Origin of the sequence: Actinoplanes sp. KI2, assembly GCF_025630775.1 — a bacterium.
Lineage (GTDB): Bacteria > Actinomycetota > Actinomycetes > Mycobacteriales > Micromonosporaceae > Actinoplanes.
In genome coordinates, this window is sequence record NZ_JAOSZE010000042.1 from 13,734 (window position 1) to 33,619 (window position 19,886).

Genomic DNA, 19,886 nt, shown 5'->3' on the forward strand with positions numbered 1-19,886 from the left:
GAGCAAAGAATAGGTAGGCCGGGCGACTCAAGGCCGACGCGCCGGGTAGCCGGCGATGTCCGCGTGCGCGGCCAGCCGGGCGACGTCGTCGCGCAGCCGCTGCATCTCGGCGCGCAGGTCCTCGGCGACGGCGGCCGCCCGCCGGCCCTGGTCGAGCTGGTAGAGGGCCAGCTCCCGGGCGAGCCGTTCGGACCGGCGGGCGGCGAGCAGGACGGCCGGCACCTCGAGCGCCGCGACGGCGGCGAGCCCGGCCGCCAGCCAGATCGCCGGGCCGGCGCTACGGTTCTGGAGCGACACCACGGCCGCGCCGGCCAGGACGGCGACGGTGAGCACGATCAGGTAGGTCCACGAACCGCCGGCCCGGCAGAGCAGGTCACCGGCGCGCTCACCCGGCCGCAGCCGGCGTCCGGTGCGTACCCCGGGGTGCTGGTCCCAGCCGGACGGGCCGGGGACGGCAGGCGGACGTGCCGCGCCGAGGCGAGGGTGAGCCGTGGTCATGCCGCCATCGTGGACCGGTGAGGATGAGAGGATCGTGAAAACGGCGGAGGTGACGGTGCGGCTCAGCCCGGCCTCGATTCGGACCCGGCTGGTCCTGTTGTTCGGGGCCGGCACCTCGGTGGTCCTGCTGCTGTCGCTGGCGCTGCTCTACGTGGCGCTGCACCGGCAGCTGGGCAAGGCCGTCGACGCCGACCTGACCGCGCGCAGCGATGACCTGGTGGCCAGCGTACGCGCAGATGATCTTAATGCGGTGAAGAGCGATCCGATGGCCCAGCTGTACGACTCGGACGGGACCCCGCTGGCCACCGCCGACTCGATCAGGGGCCGGACGCTGCTCACCCCGGCGCAGGTCCGTGCGGTCCGGCGCACGTCCGCGACCAGCACGACCCTGCCGCTGGGCGCCGACGACGAACCGTTGCGGGTACGCCTGCTGTCGCGCCCGGTCGACCGCTCCGGGTGGGTGCTGACCGTCGCGTTGCCCTCGGCCGGCATCGAGCGCGCCGGCGACCAGCAGCTGAACGTGCTCCTGGTGGCGGCGCCGCTGATGATCGCGGCGCTGGCCATGCTGTGCTGGCTGCTGCTGCGCGCGGCGCTGCGGCCGGTCGACGCGCTGACCCGGCAGGCCGCGGCCATCTCGACGCTCGACTCCGAGCGGCGGCTGCCGGTGGTGCCGGGCGACGACGAGATCGCCCGGCTGTCGGCCACCCTGAACGGCATGCTCGCCCGGCTCTCGGTCGCCTTCGACCGCGAGCGGGCGTTCGTCGACGACGCGAGCCACGAGCTGCGCACCCCGATCGCCGTGTTGCGCGGGGAGATCGACCTCGCGCTGGCCGCGCTCGACAACCCCGAGGAGGTACGCCAGTCGCTGCTGGCCGCGCAGGGTCAGGTGGCGAGGCTGAGCCGGCTGGCCGAGGACCTGCTGCTGCTGGCCCGGGAGCGGGACGGCTCGCTGGTGGTGCACCGCGAGCCGGTCGACCTGACCGACCTGGTCAAGGCCGAGGCCGGCGTGCTCGGGCGGGTCACCGGTCTGCGGATCGACGTGCGGGGCGATCCGGTGATCGTCGAGGCGGACGCCGACCGGCTGCGTCAGGTGCTGACCAATCTGGCCGCGAACAGCGCGGCGGCCGGCGCCGGCACGGCCCGCGTGACGGTGGTCCGGGAGCCGATGGTCGCCCGGATCGAGTGGGCCGACGACGGGCCGGGCATCCCGCCGGACCTGCTCGACTCGGCGTTCGAGCGGTTCGTCCGCGGTGGCCCGTCGCGGACCCCGAGCACCGGCGCCGGGCTGGGCCTGTCCATCGTCCGGGCGGTGGTGACCGCCCACGCCGGCACCGCCGACCTGCACAACGGCCCGCCGCTGGGCGGCGCCGTGGTCACCGTCCGGCTGCCCGCGGTCACCTAGCCGGTTTGCCGGTGGCCGCCGGGCTGCCGGCCAGCAGGGTGCCCTTCGGGGGCAGGGGCGTCGACGGCGTGGGCGAGACGGCCGGCACGGTGGTGGGCCGGCCCAGCGAGTTCGACAGCCAGTCGAAGGCCGGCGCCTCCATCGCGTGCCAGGTCCCCGAGTTGTGCCCGCCGCCGGCGATGTAGGCGAGGGTGACCGACAGCGGCGCGTGTGCGGCCTTGGCCAGCTCCTCGGCGGCGCGCATCGCTCCCCGGTCGGTCTTCGCGCAGGTCAGGTACAGCGAGACGGCCGGGATGGGCAGATGCTTGAGCCGCCACACGTCGTCGTAAGCGGTGTGCTCGAGGTTGTCGCCGATCACGATGCCCGGCGTGGTGTAGCCGGACAGGCTGGCGGCGGCGGCGTACTCGGTGGGGTGGCGCAGGGCGAGGTCGGTCGCGCAGTAGCCGCCGGCCGAGTAGCCGATCAGGCCCCAGGCCGCGGCGTCGGTGCGGACGGCCAGATGGGTCCGGGCGAACGCGGGCACGTCGGCGGTCAGGAACGTCTCCGCCTGCGGGCCGCCGACCAGGTTCGCGCACTCGGTGTCGACCATCGGCTGGGGCGTCTGGTAGGGGAACAGCACGACCGTGGGCGCCATCCGCCCGGCGTCGATCTCACGATCGAGCACGGCGGCCACCCCGAAACCCTTGAGCCACTGTACGGGTGAGCTGGGATAGCCGTGCAGCGCCTCGATGACCGGGTACCGGGTGGTCGGCGACGCCCCGTACCCGGGCGGCAGGTAGGCCCACATCGGAACGGTGATGCCGCTGGTCCGGCCGGCCACGGTGAACTTGACGATCTGCCCCGCGGTTTTCGCGCTCGCGGTCTTCGCCGGTGCGGCCGGCGCGGCCGCGTCGGCCGGCGAGCCGAACAGGCTGGCCCAGGTCGGGTAGCTGTCGACCTGCCGGTTGACCCAGACGAGGGTGGTCGCGGTCACGGCGAGCAGGCAGGCGGCGATGACCACGGCGCGCAGCCAGTGGCGCATGGCGGACCAGAAGACGCTCAGCGCGACGGCGGCGACCACGGTCGCAACCAGGGCGATCAGCTCGACGGCGAGGCTATCGGGCGACACGTTGTCCTCCCCGGGGCTTCGAGACGCCCCCGCCGGGCGGGACCGCGCCGGAGCTGCCCGGCGACGGGTGCTTGGCGCCGTGGTGGGGGTGGTAGACCGGCAGCGACGTGGCCGCGGGCGTCGAGGCGGCCAGCGGGGGAGGAGTCTGACCGCAGGCCCAGTCGAGGGCCGAGGCGAGCGCGGTCTCGGCGGGCGGCACGGCCGGGCCGGTGCTGGTGAGGGCGGTCTCGACGATCGTCGTGGTGGTGATGCCGGCCGGCAGCCCCGCCACGGTGGTCCGGGGCTTGCCGCCCTTCGCCGCGGTCTTCGGCTTCGCCACCCTCTTCGGCTTCGTCACGGTCTTCAGCTTTGCCGCGGTCTTCGGTTTGCTGGCCGGCTTGGTGGCCGGCTTCTTGCCGGTGGCGGGTTTCGCCTGAACCAGGGCGAGCGCCGGATAGCGCCCCGGCGCCGCGGCGACGATCTTGTCGGCGAGGCCGGTGTCCGCGGCCGGCGCGACCAGCGCCCAGCGCCGGTCGGTGACCCGCAGGTCGTGGGCGAGCGCGGCCGGCATGGCGGTGGTGAGCGTCTCGATGCTGGTCGCCGGGGTGGTCCGGGCGAACACCACGACCGCCGGCCCGGCCGCGGTGTCGGCGCTGCGGGCGGCCGCGGTCTCGCCGTCGGGAGTCCAGCCGTTCTTGCCGTCGTCCAGGACCAGCAACGTCGGATACCGCCAGCCGGTGTGCTTCAGATAGCCGGCGGGCGTGAACACCAGCGGCGCGCCGGCCAGATGCCAGCTGGTCCAGTCGGCCGGCTGCCAGGGGAAGGCGGAGCCCTGGTCGGCGAGGTCGCCGGACTGGCCGCGCAGCCACCCGTCGAGCCCGCCCGGATGCACCGCGTACGTGGTGCCGGCGGAGTTGTTCGACTGCATCAGCGCCGCCCAGTCGGGGTAGAACTCCTCCGACCGGTTGACCATCAGCCCCACGGACACCACCAGCAGCGCCTCGGTGAGCAGCACCCCGGCCGGGCGCAGCACCAACCGCAGCCGCCGCCAACGATTCCAGATCAGAATCGTGGCCGCCAGCGCGGCGGCCGTGGCGAGGACCGCGCAGGCGATCAGCGGTATACCGGTCAGCGACATCGGGCTGTCTTCTCCCACCGGGTCGAGGGCATCTTCGGGTCAACCATGCGTCGCCGAAAATGACAGTGGGATGAGAGCACGCCGTCGCGCGCCCTTTTCACAACGCACTCACAGGAACGTGAAGTCGGCATCGTTGATCATCGATGTTACCGATTGTCGGTCGCTGGTTCGCTCTTCGTCGAAATGCCGCGTACGGCCGGCGACGGCGATCGTACGGTCGGTTCATGGGCCGCTGGCTTCGCAGTCTCCCGTGCATTCTGCTCGGGGTGTCGGCCGTCGTGTGCGGCGATCCCGCGTCGGCGGCCGAGCCCCGGCCGGCCGGCTCGGCGGCCGTCACCGCGGACGCCGCGTACTGGACGGCCGCTCGTCTCGACGCCGCGGCGCCGATCGCGAAGGGGCCGGAGGCGGCGCACCGCAGTGCCCTCCGCCCGCCGCCGCCCGGTATACCGCAGGGCCGGTACTTCGCCGGGATCCCGCAGGTGGGTACGTTCTTCGTGGCGTCGCCGAACGGGAACACCAGCTGCACCGGCAGCGTCGTGCACAGCCCGGCCCACGATCTGGTGCTGACCGCGGGACATTGCGCGTACGAGTGGCAACGCTCCACGACGCACCGGATCTTCGTGCCGGCCTACGCGTACGGCAAGGATGCCACCCATCAGCCGTACGGGTTCTATCCGGTGCAGCGGTTCGTCCTCGACGCGCGATACCGGCCCAGGCCGCCGACCGCCGCGGTCACCGACCTGGACTTCGCGTTCGCCCGGCTCGGCGCCGACGCCGACCACCGCCGGGTCGAGGACGTCACGAGGGCGCTCACCCTCCGCACCACGCCGAGCTACCGCAACACGGTCACGGTGATCGGCTACCCGGAGAGCCGGCACAACCCGGGCCGCCGGGCCATCATCTGCACCGTGCCGACCACCCGGCTGGCCGGCTACCGGCAGATGAGCATGGTGTGCGGCGGCTACTTCGACGGCGTCTCGGGCAGCCCGTGGATCGCGCACTACGACGCCGTCCGGCACACCGGTCAGGTCATCGGCGAGGTGGGCGGCCGCGGTGGCGGTGGCGACGACTACGACGACGACTGGATCAGCTATTCGCCGGTGTACGGCAGCGAGCTGGTCTCCCTCTACCGCCGGGCGATCGGGGGATGAGCCCGCGTTCACGCTCCGGGTGAGGGTGGGACCTCGCGCAGCCGGCCGGTCTCGACCTCGTAGACGAAGCCGCGTACCGAGTCCTTCACCGGGATGAACGGGTCGTCGAGCACCCGCCGGAGCGACTGGCGTACGTCCTCCTCGAGGTCGGCGAACGCCTCGGCGGCCCAGGACGGCTTGATGCCGACCTCGGCCTGGATGCTCGCCTTGAAACCGTCGTCGGTGAAAGTCAGCATGCCGCACCCGGTGTGGTGGATCAGGATGATCTCGGTGGTGCCGAGCAGTCGCTGGCTGATCGCCAGGCTGCGCAGCGCGTCGGCGGTGACGACCCCGCCGGCGTTGCGGATGACGTGCGCGTCGCCCTCGGCGAGCCCGAGCAGCCCGTACGGGTTGAGCCGCGCATCCATGCAGGCGAGGACGGCGACGTGCTTGGCCGGTGGCAGCGGCAGGTCGCCCCGGTCGAACGAGGCGGCGTAGCGCTCGGCGTTCTGGAGCAGTTCGTCGGTCACGCTCACGGTGACATCTCCTTGGCCGTGGGTGGGGTGGTCAGCTGGAGCGTATCTCTACCTGATACGCCCGACTTAGTCCGTAATGTAACCTTCGTAGGCAATCTATTGTGGATCGCCTTCGATGCAGCCCCCATAATCTATGGGTGATGTAGGAAACACGTGAAGAGGGTGGCAGTGGTTCGCTATGTGGCCCGCAAGACGATCGGGTGGTTGGCGATGATCGTGGTGGCGACCAACGCGACCTTCTTCCTGGCCAGTTGGTTCCTCGATCCACGGTCGAACTACCGTGAGCTGCGCCCGGTGCGCACCGACGAGCAGATCGCCCACGCCCTCGCCCCGTACGGCCTGTCACCGCAGTGGTCGGTGGTCCACCGCTGGTGGTACTGGTTCGCCGACGTCACGCTGCGCTTCGACTGGGGCCACTCGCCGACCGGGGTGCCGGTCAACTCCGAGATCCCCGAGCGCGTGCTGGTGAGCGGCGAACTGATCCTGCTGGGCACGGTGGTGTCGGTCGTCCTCGGCGTCGCGCTGGGCGTCTACACCGCCGCCCGGCAGTACCGCGCGGTCGACCGGCTCAGTCAGGCGGTGTCGGTGGTGCTGTACAACATCCCGACCGCGGTCAGCGCGCTCGTGCTCGTGCTGTGCGCGATCTGGCTCAACCAGCTCGCCGGACGGACGGTGCTGCATGTCGCCGGCGCCGGCACTCCCGGCGTGACCGGCGGATGGCCGACCGTCCTGGACCGCGCCGACCACCTCGTCCTGCCGACGCTCAGTCTCATCGTGACCGGGTACGTCGGCTGGCACCTGACCCAGCGGGCGCTGCTGCTCGACACGCTCAACGCCGACTTCGTCCGCACCGCCCGGGCGACCGGGCTGACGCGGAACCAGGCCATCCGGCGGCACGCCCTGCGGGCCTCGCTGATCCCGACCGCTGCCGCGGTCGCCTTCTACATCCCGTGGGTGTTCACCGGCGCGATCATCACCGAGACGATCTTCGGCTGGGAGGGGATGGGCCGCTACTTCACCAAGACCATCGGGCAGAACAACGTGGACGGCGTGGTCGCCGTGGCCGCCTTCGGCGCCGTCCTGACGGCGATCGGCGCGATCCTGTCGGACATCGCCACGGTCGCCCTCGACCCGCGGGTGCGAGCGAGCTGAGTTGACCGCGACGCTTCCGCACACCTCGCCGTCCGACGCCCCGCCGGCTCCGCTGCGCCTGGGGCGCTCCCGCCTGTACGCCCGGCGGTTCGCCCGCAACCGCTCGGCCCTGGCCGGCGTGATGATCTTCCTGCTGCTGGTGGGATACGCCGTGCTCGGCCGGTACCTGACCCCCCGGGACTGGTCCGAGCAGGACTTCCTGGCCCTGACCCAGCCGCCCGGCGCCGGCCACTGGTTCGGCACCAACCAGGGTGGCAACGACGTCCTCGCCCAATCCGTGCACGGCCTGCAGCGGTCGCTGGTGATCGCGCTGAGCGTCTCGGTGCTGACCACGGTCGTCTCGGCGATCGTCGGCGCGGGCGCCGCCTATCTGGGCGGCCGGGTCGAGCGGTGGACGCTCGCCGTGCTCCACTTCCTGCTGGTCGTCCCGTCGTTCCTGATCCTCGCCCTGGTGTCCAACCGGGTGAGCGGCGACTGGCGCGTCCTGATCCTGCTGCTGACCTTCGTCACCGTGGTGCTGCCCGCCCGCGTCATCTGGTCGGTCTCCACGTCGCTGCGCGAACGCGACTACGTCCGGCTGGCCGAGTTCATGGGGGTCGGCCGCGCCCGGATCGTGACCCGTCACCTCATCCCGCACCTCGGCGCCCTGCTCATCGTCAACCTCATGCTCGGCGTGGTGAGCACGGTGGTGCTCGAGACCTCGCTGAGCTTCCTCGGCTTCGGCGTCAAGACGCCCGACGTCTCGCTGGGCTCGCTGCTGGCCGACGGCTCCGCGACGATCAGCTCGGCGCCCTGGCTGTTCGCCGTCCCGGCCGGGCTGCTGGTCCTGCTGACCGTCTCGCTCACGCTGATCGGTGACGGCCTGCGCGACGCGCTCGACCCCACGTCGAACGCCGGCGGCCGGGGATGACCAAGCAGATCCTTTCGGTACGCGACCTGACCGTCACGTTCCCGTCCGAGCAGGGCCCGGTCGAGGCCGTCCGCGGCGTCGACCTCGACCTGTTCGCCGGCCGCACACTCGCCCTGGTGGGCGAGTCGGGCTCGGGCAAGTCCGCCACCGCCACGAGCGTCATGGGCCTGCTCCCGCCGGACGCCCGGGCGCGCGGCGAGGTCCTGCTCGACGGGCAGAACCTGCTCGCCCTCGACGACCGGCGCATGTCGGCGGTCCGCGGCAAACGGATCGGGATGATCTTCCAGGACCCGCTCTCCGCGCTCACCCCGATCTTCTCGGTCGGCCGCCAGGTCGCCGACGCGGTCCGCGTGCACACCCGGCTGCCGAAGCGGACGGCCTGGGAACGGGCGATCGAGCTGCTCGACCTGGTGGGCATCCCGCAGCCGCGGCGACGCGCCCGGGACTTCCCGCACCAGTTCTCCGGCGGCATGCGCCAGCGGGTGGTCATCGCGCTGGCCATCGCCAACGATCCCGACCTCATCATCGCCGACGAGCCGACCACCGCCCTGGACGTGACCGTGCAGGCGCAGATCCTCGAGGTGCTGGCGACGGCGAAGGCCGAGACCGGCGCCGGGGTCCTGCTCATCACCCACGACCTGGGCGTCGTGGCCGGCCATGCCGACGAGGTCGCCGTCATGTACGCCGGTCGCGTCGTCGAGCGCGCCGGGGTGCGCGAGTTGTTCGCGTCCCCGGCGATGCCGTACACCCTGGGCCTGCTCGGCTCGGTGCCGTCGCCCGAGGCCACCCGGCGGCTGCCGCTGGTTCCGATCGAGGGCGAGCCGCCCTCGCCGACCGACCGGCCGGCCGGCTGCCCGTTCGCGCCACGCTGCCCGCTGGCCCGCGACGACTGCCGGGCGAGGGAGCCCGTGCTGGCCGAGCTCCGGACGCGGCACGAGGTGGCGTGCCTGCACGCCGCGGCGGTTGCCGGGCGCCGGCCCGGTGACGTCTTCCCCGCGGCCGCGGAGCCGCCGCCCGCCGTGGCCACGCCCGCCGGGCCGGTCCTGCGGCTGGACGGCCTCTCCCGCACCTACCCGATCACGAGCGGCTCGTTCCCGCGGCGCCGGGTCGGGACCCTGCACGCGGTCCGCGACGTGAGCTTCGAGGTCCGGGCGGGCGAGACCTTCTGCCTGGTCGGCGAGTCCGGCAGCGGCAAGACCACGACGCTGATGGAGATCCTGCGGCTGCAGGCGCCGGAGGCGGGCTCGGTGGAGGTCCTCGGTACCGACGTGGCCGGCCCGCTTCCGGCGCCGCAACGGCGCCGGCTGCGCCAGTCCGTGCAGATCGTCATGCAGGACCCGCAGGGCGCCCTGGACCCGCGGCTGCCGGTCTTCGAACTGCTCGCCGAGCCGCTGCGCGCCGCCGGATGGGCCGCCGGCCCCACCCGGGACCGCGTCTTCGAGCTGCTCGACCTGGTGGGGCTGCCGCCCGGCGTCCTCGACCGGTTCCCGGCCGCCTTCTCCGGCGGGCAGCGGCAGCGGCTGACGATCGCCCGGGCGCTCGCCACCCGGCCCCGGCTGCTCGTGCTCGACGAGCCGGTCTCCGCGCTCGACGTGTCCGTGCAGGCCGGCATCCTGAACCTGCTGGCTCGCCTGAAGGCACAGCTCGGCCTGGCCTACCTGGTGGTCGCGCACGACCTGGCCGTGGTACGCCACATCGCCGACCGGATCGCGGTGATGTACCTGGGCCAGATCGTCGAGCTCGGCGCCGCCGAGGAACTGTTCGCGCGACCCCGGCACCCGTACACGCAGGCGCTGCTCTCGGCGGTCCCGGTCCCGGATCCGGAACGCGAACGCTCGCGCGCGCGGATCGTGCTGCACGGCGAGCAGCCCAGCGCGGCCGACCTTCCGCCGGGCTGTGTCTTCGCCGACCGATGCCCGCTACGCCCCACCCTCGACGCGCCGGTGCGGGAGCTCTGCGCCGGGACGAGACCGCGCCTCGAACCGGCCTCGGGTGGCGCCCTGGCCGCCTGCCACGCCGCCTGACCGGATCCGATCGGAAGGAAGACCATCATGAAGCGACTGGGTGCGGCGGCCGCCGTCCTCCTGCTCACCGCCCTGCCGGCCGGCTGCGGCACGTCGGCGGAGAAGACGCCCTACACGCCCACCACCGGCGCGGCGTCGGCCACCACCGACTACAACCCGCAGCCGTACGAGAACGTCCGGGACGGCGGCACGCTCCGCCTCGCCGGGCAGGTGATCGAGCAGGGAAACCCGTTCCAGGCGGACGCGAACCTGGCCGCCAACCGGCTGTGGTTCTGGTACAACGCGGACACGATCACCTACTCGCCGACCGGCGAGGTGCTGTACAACCCCGACTACTTCAGCGATGTGAAGACCGAGGTGGTGGGCGGCAACCAGCGGGTCACGATCACCATCAACCCGAAGGCCACCTTCAACGACGGCACCCCGATCGACTACCGGGCGGTCGAGGCGACCTGGAAGGCCAACAACGGTACGAACAAGGACTACTACGCCGGCGACACCATTCCGTACGCCCGGATCTCCTCGGTGCACGCCGGGGTGAACGACAAGCAGGCCGTCATCGAGTTCACCGGCGTCGACGCCTGGTGGTCGGCGCTGTTCACCACCCTGCTGAACCCCGAGGCGGCCGCGGACGCGAAGACGTTCAACACGGCGTACCTCAAGAAGGTCCAGCCGCAGTGGGGCGCCGGACCGTACACCGTGACGAAGTACGACGCCGCGACCGGCGGGGTCACCTTCGAGCGCAATCCGAAGTGGTGGGGCCGGAAGGGCAAGCTGGACAAGCGGATCATCATCGGCCTGGACACACAGGCCGCCATCAACGCGTTCCGCAACGGCGAGCTCGACTACATCGGGACCGGGGACGCCGACGGCCTGAAGCAGATCTCCGGCGTGGCCAACACCGAGATCCGCCGGGGCGGCAGCCCGTTCGAGTACATCCTGCTCCTCAACGCCAAGGCACCGCTGCTCGGCGACCTCGCCGTACGCAAGGCGATCCTGGAAGGCATCGACCGCGAGCAGATCGCCGCGATCAACCTGCAGGGCCTGGACTACCGCGAGCCGCTGCCCGGCTCCGCGATCTTCTACTCCTTCCAGAAGGGCTACCACGACAACGTCGCCGACGTGCTCACGGCCGACCCGGCGGCGGCCAGGAAGGAGCTCGACGCGGCCGGCTGGGTGACCGGCAGCGACGGCATCCGCGCCAAGGACGGCAAGAAGCTGGCGCTGAGCTACACCCTGACCGGCAGCGTCCCGCTCGAGAAGGCGACCGCGACCGCGTTCGCCGCGCAGCTCAAACGGCTCGGCGTCAAGGTCGACATCAGAACCGTCTCGGAGAACGACTTCGACTCCGTCGTCAGCGGCCGCAAGTTCGACCTGTTCTTCGCCGGCAACCGGTCCCTCGACCCGTTCGGCGCGCGGTCGCTCGACGGCTTCTTCGGCAGCACGAACAACGAGAACATCACCGGTACGGGCACTCCCGAGCTGGACCGGAAGATCAAGGCAGCCGCCGAGATCGCCGACCCCGACCGGCAGATCGCCCGGGCCAACGAGCTGGAACGCGAGGGACTGGCGCAGTACGGCCTGATCCCGCTCTTCAGCGGTCCATCGATCTACGGGTGTCCAAGGGCCTGGCCAACATCGGCGCGACCATCTTCGGCTCCCCGTTGCCGGAGACCATCGGCTGGCAGAAGTAACGTCCGTAACAGATCTAGGATGCCCGGGTGCGGATCGAGTTCACCTACACCCGGGGGCCGGACCACTTCGCCGGGTTTGCGTCGCCGGCCGAGCGGAGCGCGTCACCGATCCCGAGCTACCTGATCGCGGCAGTGCTCGGCCTGGCCGGGGCCGCGATCGCGGTCGCGGCGGTGGTCGACGACGCCCCGCAGGCCGCGACCTGCGGCGTCGGCGGCCTGCTGCTCGGCGTGGGGATCGCGGTCGCCGCCCGGCAGCGCGGCCGTGGCCGGTTCGTCATGCCGGCCACCGCGATGGAGCCCCGGCGCTGGGTGATCAGCGACGAGGGTGTCGAGATCGCGCACGCCGACAACTCGGTGACCGTGGCCTGGCCGGCCTTCCGGACGATGATGGCGCTCTCCCACGCGTACGTCTTCGTGTTGAAAGACCCGGCGGACCGGCGCACGATCGACATCCCGCGCCGGCCGCTGACCGAGGCCGACGACGCGGCCGTGCGCGAGCTCGTCGCCCGGCACGGCATCACCTTCTACTCCCGGCCCGTGGGTGCCTGACGTGCTCCTCGAGTTCAGCTCTGCCCGGCCGCCCGGTCCGCCCGCCGCGGGCCGTCGGTGGCCGCGCTCGTACTGGCCGGGCGGCGCGACCGTCGCGATCGGCGTCGCCCTGGTTCTCGGGGGCGGCTCGGGTGCCAACTTGCTCGGCCAGCTCGTGGGCGTGCTCGGCTGCTGCTTGCTGGCAAACACGGCAGTCACCCGCCGCCTCGTCGCGGCGGACGCCAACCGCGAACCCCGCCGATGGGCGATCGACGACGACGGGCTGCGGTCGGGCAATCGGCTCGGTTCCGTGCACTGGACCTGGGCCCAGGTACACCGGGCGGTCGAGTACCCGGACCGCTACCTGCTCTACCAGAGCGACAACCCGCACACGGCGACTTTCGACGTCCCCCGAGAGCCCCTGACCCCGGATCAGGACGATGAGTTCCGCGCCTTCCTGACCGATCGCGGGCTGCTCCCGGCTACCTGAGCCGGCTCGGCGGCCGGCGCGTCAGGCGGTGACGTCGGCGGTGACCGTCCACGGGATCTGCGGTGACGGGCAGGGCGTCGGCTCGTGGTTGCAGGCGATGTCGGTACGCGTGGACACCTTGACCGTGCCGGCCGCGGCCGCGAGGTAGCGGGTCACGAGGGGCTGGCCGGTGGGGTAGCCGCCGGTCGTGTCGCGCAGCACCAGGACACCGGTGCCGGACAGCGTAGGTGGCAGGTAGTTGACGGCGAGGCTGACCACGAGCGTGTCGCCCACGTGCAGGCGTACGGTCGACTCGTTGTCGGCGGTGGAGACGGTGACGGTCTGCCCGGTGGCCGCGACGACGGTGACGTGCACGGTCCAGAGGCTGACCGGGATCGTGCACGGCGGCGTGGTGTGCAGGCACGGCGCGTCCGACTGCGTCCTGAGATCGGCCTGCCCGGCCGCCACGGCTCGATAGCGGGCGTCGAGCGGTTGCCCGCTCGGATAGCCGCCGCTCGCCGAGACCTGGGTCAGGGCGGCCCCGACGATGGCCGGCGTGCGGTATTCGGCGCCGAGCGAGACGCCGAGCGTCTGCCCGACCACCAGGGTGATGCTGCGCTGGCTGTCGCCCGGCCCGACGGTGACGTCCGGTCCGCCCGGCGGCGGGGAGCTGGACGGTGGCGGGGAGCTGGCCGGCGGCGTCGCGCCGTTGTCGCAGCCGAGCACCGGAGCCGGGCCGGTGCCGGCGAGCTGCATCCCGAACGTGGTCGAGCCGCCCGGCGCCAGGCTCCCGTTGTACGCCGCGTTGACCGCGGTCGCCGAGCTGCCCGAGGCGCTCACCGCGGCGTTCCACCCGGACACGACCTGCTGGCCGGCCCCGAGGGTCCAGGTCACGGTCCACTTGGTGGTGGTCGTCGCGGAGGTGTTGGTGACGGTGGCGGTGACGATCTGGCCGCCACCGGTGCCGCTGCCCCACTGCGAATCGATGTGCGCGGTCGCCGTACATCCGCCGGCCGAGAGCGCGGCGGCCGGCGACATGGCGAGCGTGGCGAGGACGACGGTGCCGCCGAGGCCCGCGCACAGGGCCAGGATCGAACGTCGGGACAGTGCCATGACGCCAGAGTGCCATAGATGCGCGTCGATTTAAATCGCTCCCTCGAAATGCGGCCTAAGCTGTGATCATGACTTCCAGGCCCGTCCGCGTCGGTGTCCAACTCCAGCCGCAGCACGCCGACTACGGCGACATCCGTCGTGCCGTCGCCGAGGCCGAGGACCTCGGCACGGACATCCTGTTCAACTGGGACCACTTCTTCCCGCTCTCGGGCGACCCGGACGGCCTGCACTACGAGTGCTGGACGATGCTCGCCGCCTGGGCCGAGCAGACCTCCCGGGTGGAGATCGGCGCGCTGGTCACCTGCAACAGCTACCGCAACCCCGACCTGCTCGCCGACATGGCGCGCACCGTCGACCGGATCGGCGACGGCCGGCTGATCCTCGGCATCGGCTCCGGCTGGGCCGAGCGGGACTACCGGGAGTACGGGTACGAGTTCGGGACGCCGGGCAGCCGGCTCGACGACCTCGCCGAGGCGTTGCCCCGGATCGAGGCGCGGCTCGGCAAGCTGAACCCGGCGCCGACCCGCAAGATCCCTGTGCTCATCGGCGGTGGTGGCGAGAAGAAGACGCTGCGCCTGGTCGCCAAGCATGCCGACATCTGGCACAGCTTCGGCGACGCCGAGACGATCGCTCGCAAGACCGAAATCCTCCGGCGGCACTGCGCCGAGGTCGGCCGCGACCCCGCCGAGATCGAGGTGTCGGCGGCGGTGTTCGGCAAGCCGTCCGACAGCGGCCCGGCCCTGTTGGCTGCCGGTGTCACGCTGTTCACCGCGGAGGCGGGCGGCCCCGACTACGACCTCGCCGAGTTGCGGGAGTGGCTCGCCTGGCGCGACGAGGTCAACGCCTGACCCGCCCTACTGGAGGCCGGCGCGGACCGAGGTGATGCGCTGGGTGTTGAAGCCGAGCCAGTGCATCCGGCCGACGTACCGGGCGTGCTCGACCTTCAGGCAGCGGTCCACGATCACGGTGAGGCCGGCGTCCGCCGCGATCCGGGCGCCCTCCTCGTTGATCACGCCGAACTGGCACCACAGGGTGCTCGCCTTGACCGCCACCGCGTCCTCGGCGATGGCCGGCAGCGCGCTCGGGGCCCGGAAGACATTCACCACGTCGACGTGCGAAGGCACGTCGCGCAGGCTCGGGTAGCTGGTCTCGCCGAGGATCTCGCTCTCCCTCGGGTTGACCGGGATCACCCGATAGCCGTGCCGCTGCAGGTAATAGCCGACGAAGTAGCTCGCCCGCAGCGGGTTGTTCGAGAGGCCGACGATCGCGATGGTCTTCGCGCTGTGCAGCACCCGCTGGATGTCCGTCACGTCCTGGTACTGCGAGATCATCCCGCCGCCACCTTTCCCAGCGCCTGCTCCAGGTCCCAGATCAGATCCTGCACCGACTCGGTGCCGACCGACAGCCGTACGGTGCCCGGCCCGACGCCGGCCGCCTGCAGTTCCTCGTCGCTCAGCTGGCGGTGGGTGGTGCTGGCCGGGTGGATGATCAGGCTCTTGGCGTCGCCGACGTTGGCCAGGTGGGACCAGAGCGTGACGTTGCGGATCAGGTCCTGGCCGCCGTCCCGGCCCCCGGCGCAGTCGAAGGAGAACACCGCGCCCGCGCCGAGCGGAAGGTACTTGTCCACCAGCGGCCGGTACCCGCTCGACGGCAGGCCCGGATAGCTGACCCGGGACGCCAACGGGTGCGCCTCCAGGAACGCCGCCACCTGCTGGGCGTTCGCGACGTGCCGCTCCATCCGCAGCGACAGCGTCTCCATCCCCTGCAGGAACAGGAACGCGTTGAACGGCGACAGCGCACCGCCGAGGTCGCGCAGCGTCTCGGCGCGCAGCTTCATCAGATAGCCGTACGTTCCGAAGGTCTCGTGGAACTGCAGGCCGTGGTAGGCGGGGGAGGGGTCGGCGACCACCGGGAAACGCCCGTTCGACCAGTCGAAGGTGCCGGCCTCGGTCACCACGCCGCCGATGCTGGTGCCGTGCCCGCCGAGGAACTTGGTCGCCGAGTGCACCACGATGTCGGCGCCCCACTCGATCGGCCGGCACAGGTACGGGGTCGCGAAGGTGTTGTCCACGATCAGCGGCAACCGGTGTTCGTGCGCGATGCCCGCGACCGTCTCGATGTCCAGCACGTTGCCGCCCGGGTTGCCGATCGTCTCGGCGAAGAACGCCTTCGTGTTCGCGCCCACCGCCTTGCGCCAGGCGTCGGCGTCGTCCGGGTCGACCCAGGTGAGCTCGACGTTCATCTTGCGCAGCAGGTGCTTGAACTGGTTGACGGTGCCGCCGTAGAGCGCCGCCGACGCGACCACGTGGTCGCCCGGTTCGAGCAGGGTGAACAGGGCGGCCGCCTGGGCCGCGATCCCGCTGGCGAAGGCGACCGCGCCGGAGCCGCCCTCCAGGTTCGCCACCCGTTCCTCGAACACGGCCACGGTCGGATTCATGATCCGGGAGTACGTGTTGCCGTACTCCTGCAGGTTGAAGTAGGCGGCCGCCGACTCCGGGTCCTCGAACACGTAGCTGGTGGTCTGGAAGATCGGCACGGCGCGGGCGCCGGTGTTCGGGTCCGGCCGCTGGCCGGCGTGCAACTGCCGGGTCTCGAAGCCGAACTCGTGGGCCTGCTCGATGAATTCCGTCATGACCGGCTTTCGCTCAGGAATCGTTGGACGATCGGGGTCTGACGGGCTTCCTCGAGCAGGAAGCAGTCGTGCCCGTAGGGCGCCTCGATCAGGTGGTACTCGACCGGCTTGTCCGTCTCGGTCAACGCCGCCTCGATCTCCATCGAGGCCGACGGCGGATACAACCAATCCGAACTGAAAGCAATCAACAGCGTACGGGCGGAGACTCCGGAAAGTGCCCGGGCGAGTGATCCGTCGCCGTGCTCGCGGGCCAGGTCGAAGTAGGTCAGCGCCCGCGACATGCGCAGGTAGGTGTTGGCGTCGAAGCGGCGGACGAACGAGCCGGCCTGATGGTCGAGGTAGCTCTCGATCTCGAACTCCGGCTCGCCGATCGTGTAGCCGATGTCGTCGGCGGACTGCAACCGCCGCCCGAACCGCTCCTCGAGCGCCGGCGCCGACAGGTAGGTGATGTGCCCGACCATCCGGGCCACGCCCATCCCGGCGTCCGGCTGCCGGCCCGTCCCGTAGTAGTCGCCGCCCTGCCAGGCCGGGTCCCGGGTGATCGCCTCCCGGGCGATCGCGTTCCAGGCCATCCCCTGCGGGTGCAGCGCGTGCGTGGAGGCGATCACCACGATCGCGTCGACCTGGCCGGGGTACGTCACCGCCCACTGCAGCGCCTGCATCCCGCCGAGCGATCCGCCGGCCACCGCGGCGAGGCGCTCGACGCCGAGCTCGTCCAGGAAGGCCCGTTCACAGCGGACCATGTCGGCGACCGTGACGACCGGGAAGTCCGATCCGTACGGCCGGCCGGTCGCCGGGTCGATCGACGACGGACCGGTCGTGCCGCGGCAGCCGCCGAGCAGGTTCGTGGAGATGACGAAGAAGCGGTCGGTGTCGAACGCCTTGCCCGGCCCGATCATGCCGTCCCACCAGCCCAGGGCCTTGCCGGCGGCGCCGTCGCGGCGCTCCGCCGCGAACCCGTCGCGGGTGCTCGCGGCCGGCGTACTCGCCGAGAACCCGGCCGCGTGGGCATCGCCGCTGAGCGCGTGACAGACCAGGATGGCGTTGTCGCACGCCGGGGAGAGGACGCCGTACGTCTCGTAGGCCACCCGGACCGAGCGCAACTCGCGGCCGCAGTCGAGCGGCAACGGCGCCGGCAGGTCGAGGAACCGGGTCTCGACGCTGCCGACCGAACCGGCCGGAAGGGTCGAGGGTGCCGCCATACGGGCGATGATAGCTATCCGGCGTCTGCGCAGGCCAGTATCGTTGTCGTGATTACCGATGTGGTTCGTAGGAGAACGGGAGAATCGGCACATGACGACGGTGGACAACGGGGTCAACGTGCAGGCACTGCTGGACGCGCGCGAGGCGCTCAAGGCCGCGCCCGAGGCAGCTCAGTTCACCTGGCGCGCGGCGTCCAAGTGGGAGAACGGCGTGCACAGCACCACGAGTGTGCAGAAGTTCTTCGGGCTCGGCCAGGAGCAGCAGCACCGGGCCGAGACGGTGTTCTCGGCCGATCACCCCGAGGTGTTCGCCGCCGAGGACCAGGGCATCACCCCGATCGAATACCTGCTGGTCGGACTGGCCGGCTGCCTGACCGCGGGGGTGGCCTCGGTGGCCCAGAACCGGGGCATTCAGCTGCGCTCGGTCGAGGCGACGGTCGAGGGCAACCACGACATCCGCGGCATCCTCGGCGTCGACAGCGACGTCCGCAACGGCTACAACGACATCAAGGTGACCTTCACCATCGACGCCGACGCCTCCAAGGAGGAGATCGAGGCGCTGGTGGCCCAGTCGCAGAAGCGCTCGGCGGTTTACGACGCCCTCACCAACCCGACCGACGTCACCGTCGAAGTCGCCTGAGAAAGGCCCGAGTCATCGAGAGCGTCTCCACGGTGGTCGTCGGCGCCGGCCACGCCGGCCTGGCGGCCAGTCGTTTCCTCACCGAGCGGTCGATCGATCACGTCGTTCTGGAGCGCGGCGAGGTGGCCAACTCGTGGCGGCGCGAGCGCTGGGACTCGCTGCGGCTGCTCACCCCGAACTGGCTGAGCCGGCTGCCGGGCCAGCACTACGACGGCCCGGACCCGGACGGCTACATGGCGATGGGCGAGGTGGTCGAGTTCATCGAGCGCTTCGCCCACGCGGTCCGGGCACCGGTTCGCACCGGCACCGACGTCACCTCGGTACGCCCGGCCGCCGGCGGCTACCACGTCCGCACCAGCCGCGGCGAGCTGCACTGCCGGTCGGTGGTCCTGGCCGGCGGCGCCTGCAATCTGGCGACCGTGCCCGCGTTCGCCGCCGCGGTCCCCTCGTCCGTGGCGCAGCTGACACCGCTGACCTATCGCGGGCCGGCCCAGCTTCCCGACGGCGGCGCGCTGGTCGTGGGCGCCTCGGCGACCGGCGTGCAGCTCGCGGCCGAGCTGCGCCGCTCCGGCCGGCCGGTCATCCTCGCGGTGGGCGAGCACGTACGGCTGCCACGCGTGTACCGCGGCCGCGACGTACTGTGGTGGATGCACGAATCGGGCGTGTGGGACCAGCGGCACGACGAGGTCGACGACCTTGACCGGGCCCGCCGGCTGCCCTCGCCGCAGCTGGTCGGCACCCCCGGGCGCGAGACGCTCGACCTCAACGCGCTCACCGCACTGGGCGTCGAGCTGGTCGGCCGGTGGGCGGCCGTACGGGAGACGAGCGCGCTGTTCTCCGGCGGCCTGCGCAACGTGTGCGCGCTGGCCGACCTGAAGATGAACCGGCTGCTGGCCGCGTTCGACGAGTGGGCCCGCGAGAGCGGCCGCGAGGCCGAGGCCGGGCCGCCCGAGCGGTTCCCGCCCACCGTGCCGCCCGCGTCGACGCGCCTGCGGCTGGACCTCGCGGGCGGCGAGATCGGCTCGATCGTCTGGGCGACCGGCTTCCGCCCCGACTACCGCTGGCTCGACGTGCCGGTGCTCGACGCGAAGGGCCGGCTGCGCCACGACGGCGGCGTGGTGGACGCCCCCGGCATGTACGCGCTGGGCCTGCCGATGATGCGCCGGCGCCGGTCGTCGTTCATCAACGGCATCGAGGACGACGCCCGCGCGGTGATCGGCCACCTGGTCGCCGGCCTGCGCTGAATCGTCCATTGATCAGCCGGGTGGGAGCAGGGTGCCCACCCTGTCGCGGACCTCGTCCACGGTGTCCCAGTCGCTGCCGCTGAGGCTGGTGAGCGCGGCCGGGAACATGCCGTCCTGCTCCTTGAGGATGTGCTCGCGCAGCAGGTCCAGCGCCTCGATCAGCCGGTCCGGCCAGCCCGGGTCGGCGGGCGTGCCGTCGGCCGCGGCGCCGAGCACCGCCTCGATCCGGCGGTGCTCGGCCTCGAGCGCGGCCACCTGGCCGGGGAAGTCGCCGGCCAGCAGCGGGAAGAGGCCGTGCTCCTCGACCGCGGTGTGCGGAACCAGCACCGCGGCGATACCGCGGGCCAGGTCCGCCATCCGCTTGACGTTGCCGTCGGCGTGGGCGGCGCGAACCGAGCTGATCATGTCGACGACCATGTCGTGTTCCCGGGTCAACTCGTCGATCGCGGTGACGGCCTGGCAGCCGCAGTATTCGCACATGGCCGGG

The 19,886-nt window shown here is 71.9% G+C and carries 20 protein-coding genes; 11 read left to right on the forward strand and 9 right to left on the reverse strand.

The genetic code is table 11. The features are described from left to right. Positions 1 to 27: 27 nt before the first annotated feature. Positions 28 to 498: a DUF1003 domain-containing protein gene (locus ODJ79_RS35560; RefSeq protein ID WP_263028049.1), complete on the reverse strand. Its 471-nt coding sequence runs from the start codon at positions 496 to 498 to the stop codon at positions 28 to 30. Between the two features lie 34 nt (positions 499 to 532). Between ODJ79_RS35560 and ODJ79_RS35565 the strand changes: the two genes are divergently transcribed. Continuing rightward, a complete protein-coding gene (locus ODJ79_RS35565; RefSeq protein WP_263028050.1) occupies positions 533 to 1,900 on the forward strand; it encodes a sensor histidine kinase in 1,368 nt (455 codons plus the stop codon). Here the strand turns inward: ODJ79_RS35565 and ODJ79_RS35570 are convergent. Beyond that, a complete protein-coding gene (locus tag ODJ79_RS35570) occupies positions 1,893 to 3,008 on the reverse strand; it encodes an alpha/beta hydrolase (RefSeq protein WP_263028051.1) in 1,116 nt (371 codons plus the stop codon). The two genes, ODJ79_RS35565 and ODJ79_RS35570, sit on opposite strands and share 8 nt — an antisense overlap. Beyond that, positions 2,995 to 4,125, reverse strand: a complete 1,131-nt coding sequence (locus ODJ79_RS35575) for a hypothetical protein (RefSeq protein ID WP_263028052.1) — start codon at positions 4,123 to 4,125, stop codon at positions 2,995 to 2,997. Before ODJ79_RS35575 ends, ODJ79_RS35570 begins: the two co-directional genes overlap by 14 nt. A 224-nt stretch (positions 4,126 to 4,349) precedes the next feature. Between ODJ79_RS35575 and ODJ79_RS35580 the strand changes: the two genes are divergently transcribed. Next, on the forward strand, positions 4,350 to 5,276 hold the full coding sequence (locus ODJ79_RS35580) for a trypsin-like serine peptidase (RefSeq protein ID WP_263028053.1): 927 nt from the start codon (positions 4,350 to 4,352) through the stop codon (positions 5,274 to 5,276). A gap of 8 nt (positions 5,277 to 5,284) precedes the next feature. On the opposite strand, the gene ODJ79_RS35585 is transcribed toward ODJ79_RS35580, so the two are convergent. After that, positions 5,285 to 5,791 (reverse strand): beta-class carbonic anhydrase, encoded by a 507-nt coding sequence (locus tag ODJ79_RS35585; RefSeq protein WP_263028054.1) that lies wholly within the window; start codon positions 5,789 to 5,791, stop codon positions 5,285 to 5,287. A 153-nt stretch (positions 5,792 to 5,944) separates the two neighbouring features. Between ODJ79_RS35585 and ODJ79_RS35590 the strand changes: the two genes are divergently transcribed. The 6 genes from ODJ79_RS35590 to ODJ79_RS35615 are packed head-to-tail and all read left to right on the forward strand — an operon-like array spanning position 5,945 to position 12,589. Beyond that, a complete protein-coding gene (locus ODJ79_RS35590) occupies positions 5,945 to 6,943 on the forward strand; it encodes an ABC transporter permease (protein WP_263028055.1) in 999 nt (332 codons plus the stop codon). Position 6,944: 1 nt separating this feature from the next. Beyond that, positions 6,945 to 7,853 carry an ABC transporter permease gene (locus tag ODJ79_RS35595; protein WP_263028056.1) on the forward strand — a complete coding sequence of 303 codons (909 nt, stop codon included), beginning with the start codon at positions 6,945 to 6,947 and terminating at the stop codon, positions 7,851 to 7,853. Further along, a complete protein-coding gene (locus tag ODJ79_RS35600; RefSeq protein WP_263028057.1) occupies positions 7,850 to 9,877 on the forward strand; it encodes an ABC transporter ATP-binding protein in 2,028 nt (675 codons plus the stop codon). The genes ODJ79_RS35595 and ODJ79_RS35600 overlap by 4 nt, the downstream gene beginning before the upstream one ends. 27 nt (positions 9,878 to 9,904) lie before the next feature. After that, a complete protein-coding gene (locus ODJ79_RS35605; protein ID WP_263028058.1) occupies positions 9,905 to 11,695 on the forward strand; it encodes an ABC transporter family substrate-binding protein in 1,791 nt (596 codons plus the stop codon). Beyond that, a complete protein-coding gene (locus tag ODJ79_RS35610; RefSeq protein WP_263028059.1) occupies positions 11,599 to 12,120 on the forward strand; it encodes a hypothetical protein in 522 nt (173 codons plus the stop codon). Before ODJ79_RS35605 ends, ODJ79_RS35610 begins: the two co-directional genes overlap by 97 nt. 1 nt (position 12,121) lies before the next feature. Continuing rightward, entirely contained in the window at positions 12,122 to 12,589 is a 468-nt protein-coding gene (locus ODJ79_RS35615; protein ID WP_263028060.1) for a YcxB family protein, read from the forward strand. A 21-nt stretch (positions 12,590 to 12,610) separates the two neighbouring features. Here ODJ79_RS35615 and ODJ79_RS35620 read toward each other — a convergent pair whose 3' ends face one another. After that, positions 12,611 to 13,681 carry a cellulose-binding domain-containing protein gene (locus tag ODJ79_RS35620; protein ID WP_263028061.1) on the reverse strand — a complete coding sequence of 357 codons (1,071 nt, stop codon included), beginning with the start codon at positions 13,679 to 13,681 and terminating at the stop codon, positions 12,611 to 12,613. 68 nt (positions 13,682 to 13,749) lie between these two features. On the opposite strand from ODJ79_RS35620, the gene ODJ79_RS35625 reads away from it, so the two are divergent. Beyond that, the gene (locus tag ODJ79_RS35625) at positions 13,750 to 14,529 is read left to right on the forward strand and encodes an LLM class F420-dependent oxidoreductase (RefSeq protein ID WP_263028062.1); all 780 of its coding nucleotides are present in this window, start codon (positions 13,750 to 13,752) and stop codon (positions 14,527 to 14,529) included. 6 nt (positions 14,530 to 14,535) lie between these two features. Here the strand turns inward: ODJ79_RS35625 and ODJ79_RS35630 are convergent, their stop codons facing one another. From ODJ79_RS35630 to ODJ79_RS35640, 3 genes are read right to left on the reverse strand one after another with little or no spacing between them, the layout of a single operon-like run. Further along, positions 14,536 to 15,012, reverse strand: a complete 477-nt coding sequence (locus tag ODJ79_RS35630; protein ID WP_263028063.1) for a CoA-binding protein — start codon at positions 15,010 to 15,012, stop codon at positions 14,536 to 14,538. Beyond that, complete coding sequence (locus ODJ79_RS35635) at positions 15,009 to 16,313, reverse strand: O-acetylhomoserine aminocarboxypropyltransferase/cysteine synthase family protein (protein ID WP_263028064.1); 1,305 nt, start codon at positions 16,311 to 16,313, stop codon at positions 15,009 to 15,011. Before ODJ79_RS35635 ends, ODJ79_RS35630 begins: the two co-directional genes overlap by 4 nt. Further along, a complete protein-coding gene (locus ODJ79_RS35640) occupies positions 16,310 to 17,515 on the reverse strand; it encodes a homoserine O-acetyltransferase MetX (protein ID WP_263028065.1) in 1,206 nt (401 codons plus the stop codon). Before ODJ79_RS35640 ends, ODJ79_RS35635 begins: the two co-directional genes overlap by 4 nt. 91 nt (positions 17,516 to 17,606) lie before the next feature. Between ODJ79_RS35640 and ODJ79_RS35645 the strand changes: the two genes are divergently transcribed. Next, positions 17,607 to 18,155, forward strand: a complete 549-nt coding sequence (locus ODJ79_RS35645; protein WP_263028066.1) for an OsmC family protein — start codon at positions 17,607 to 17,609, stop codon at positions 18,153 to 18,155. Between the two features lie 32 nt (positions 18,156 to 18,187). Further along, positions 18,188 to 19,399, forward strand: coding sequence for an NAD(P)-binding domain-containing protein (locus tag ODJ79_RS35650; RefSeq protein ID WP_263028067.1), 1,212 nt, complete (start codon positions 18,188 to 18,190; stop codon positions 19,397 to 19,399). A 12-nt stretch (positions 19,400 to 19,411) separates the two neighbouring features. Here the strand turns inward: ODJ79_RS35650 and ODJ79_RS35655 are convergent, their stop codons facing one another. After that, positions 19,412 to 19,879 (reverse strand): hemerythrin domain-containing protein, encoded by a 468-nt coding sequence (locus ODJ79_RS35655; RefSeq protein ID WP_263028068.1) that lies wholly within the window; start codon positions 19,877 to 19,879, stop codon positions 19,412 to 19,414. Between the last annotated feature and the right edge of the window lie 7 nt (positions 19,880 to 19,886).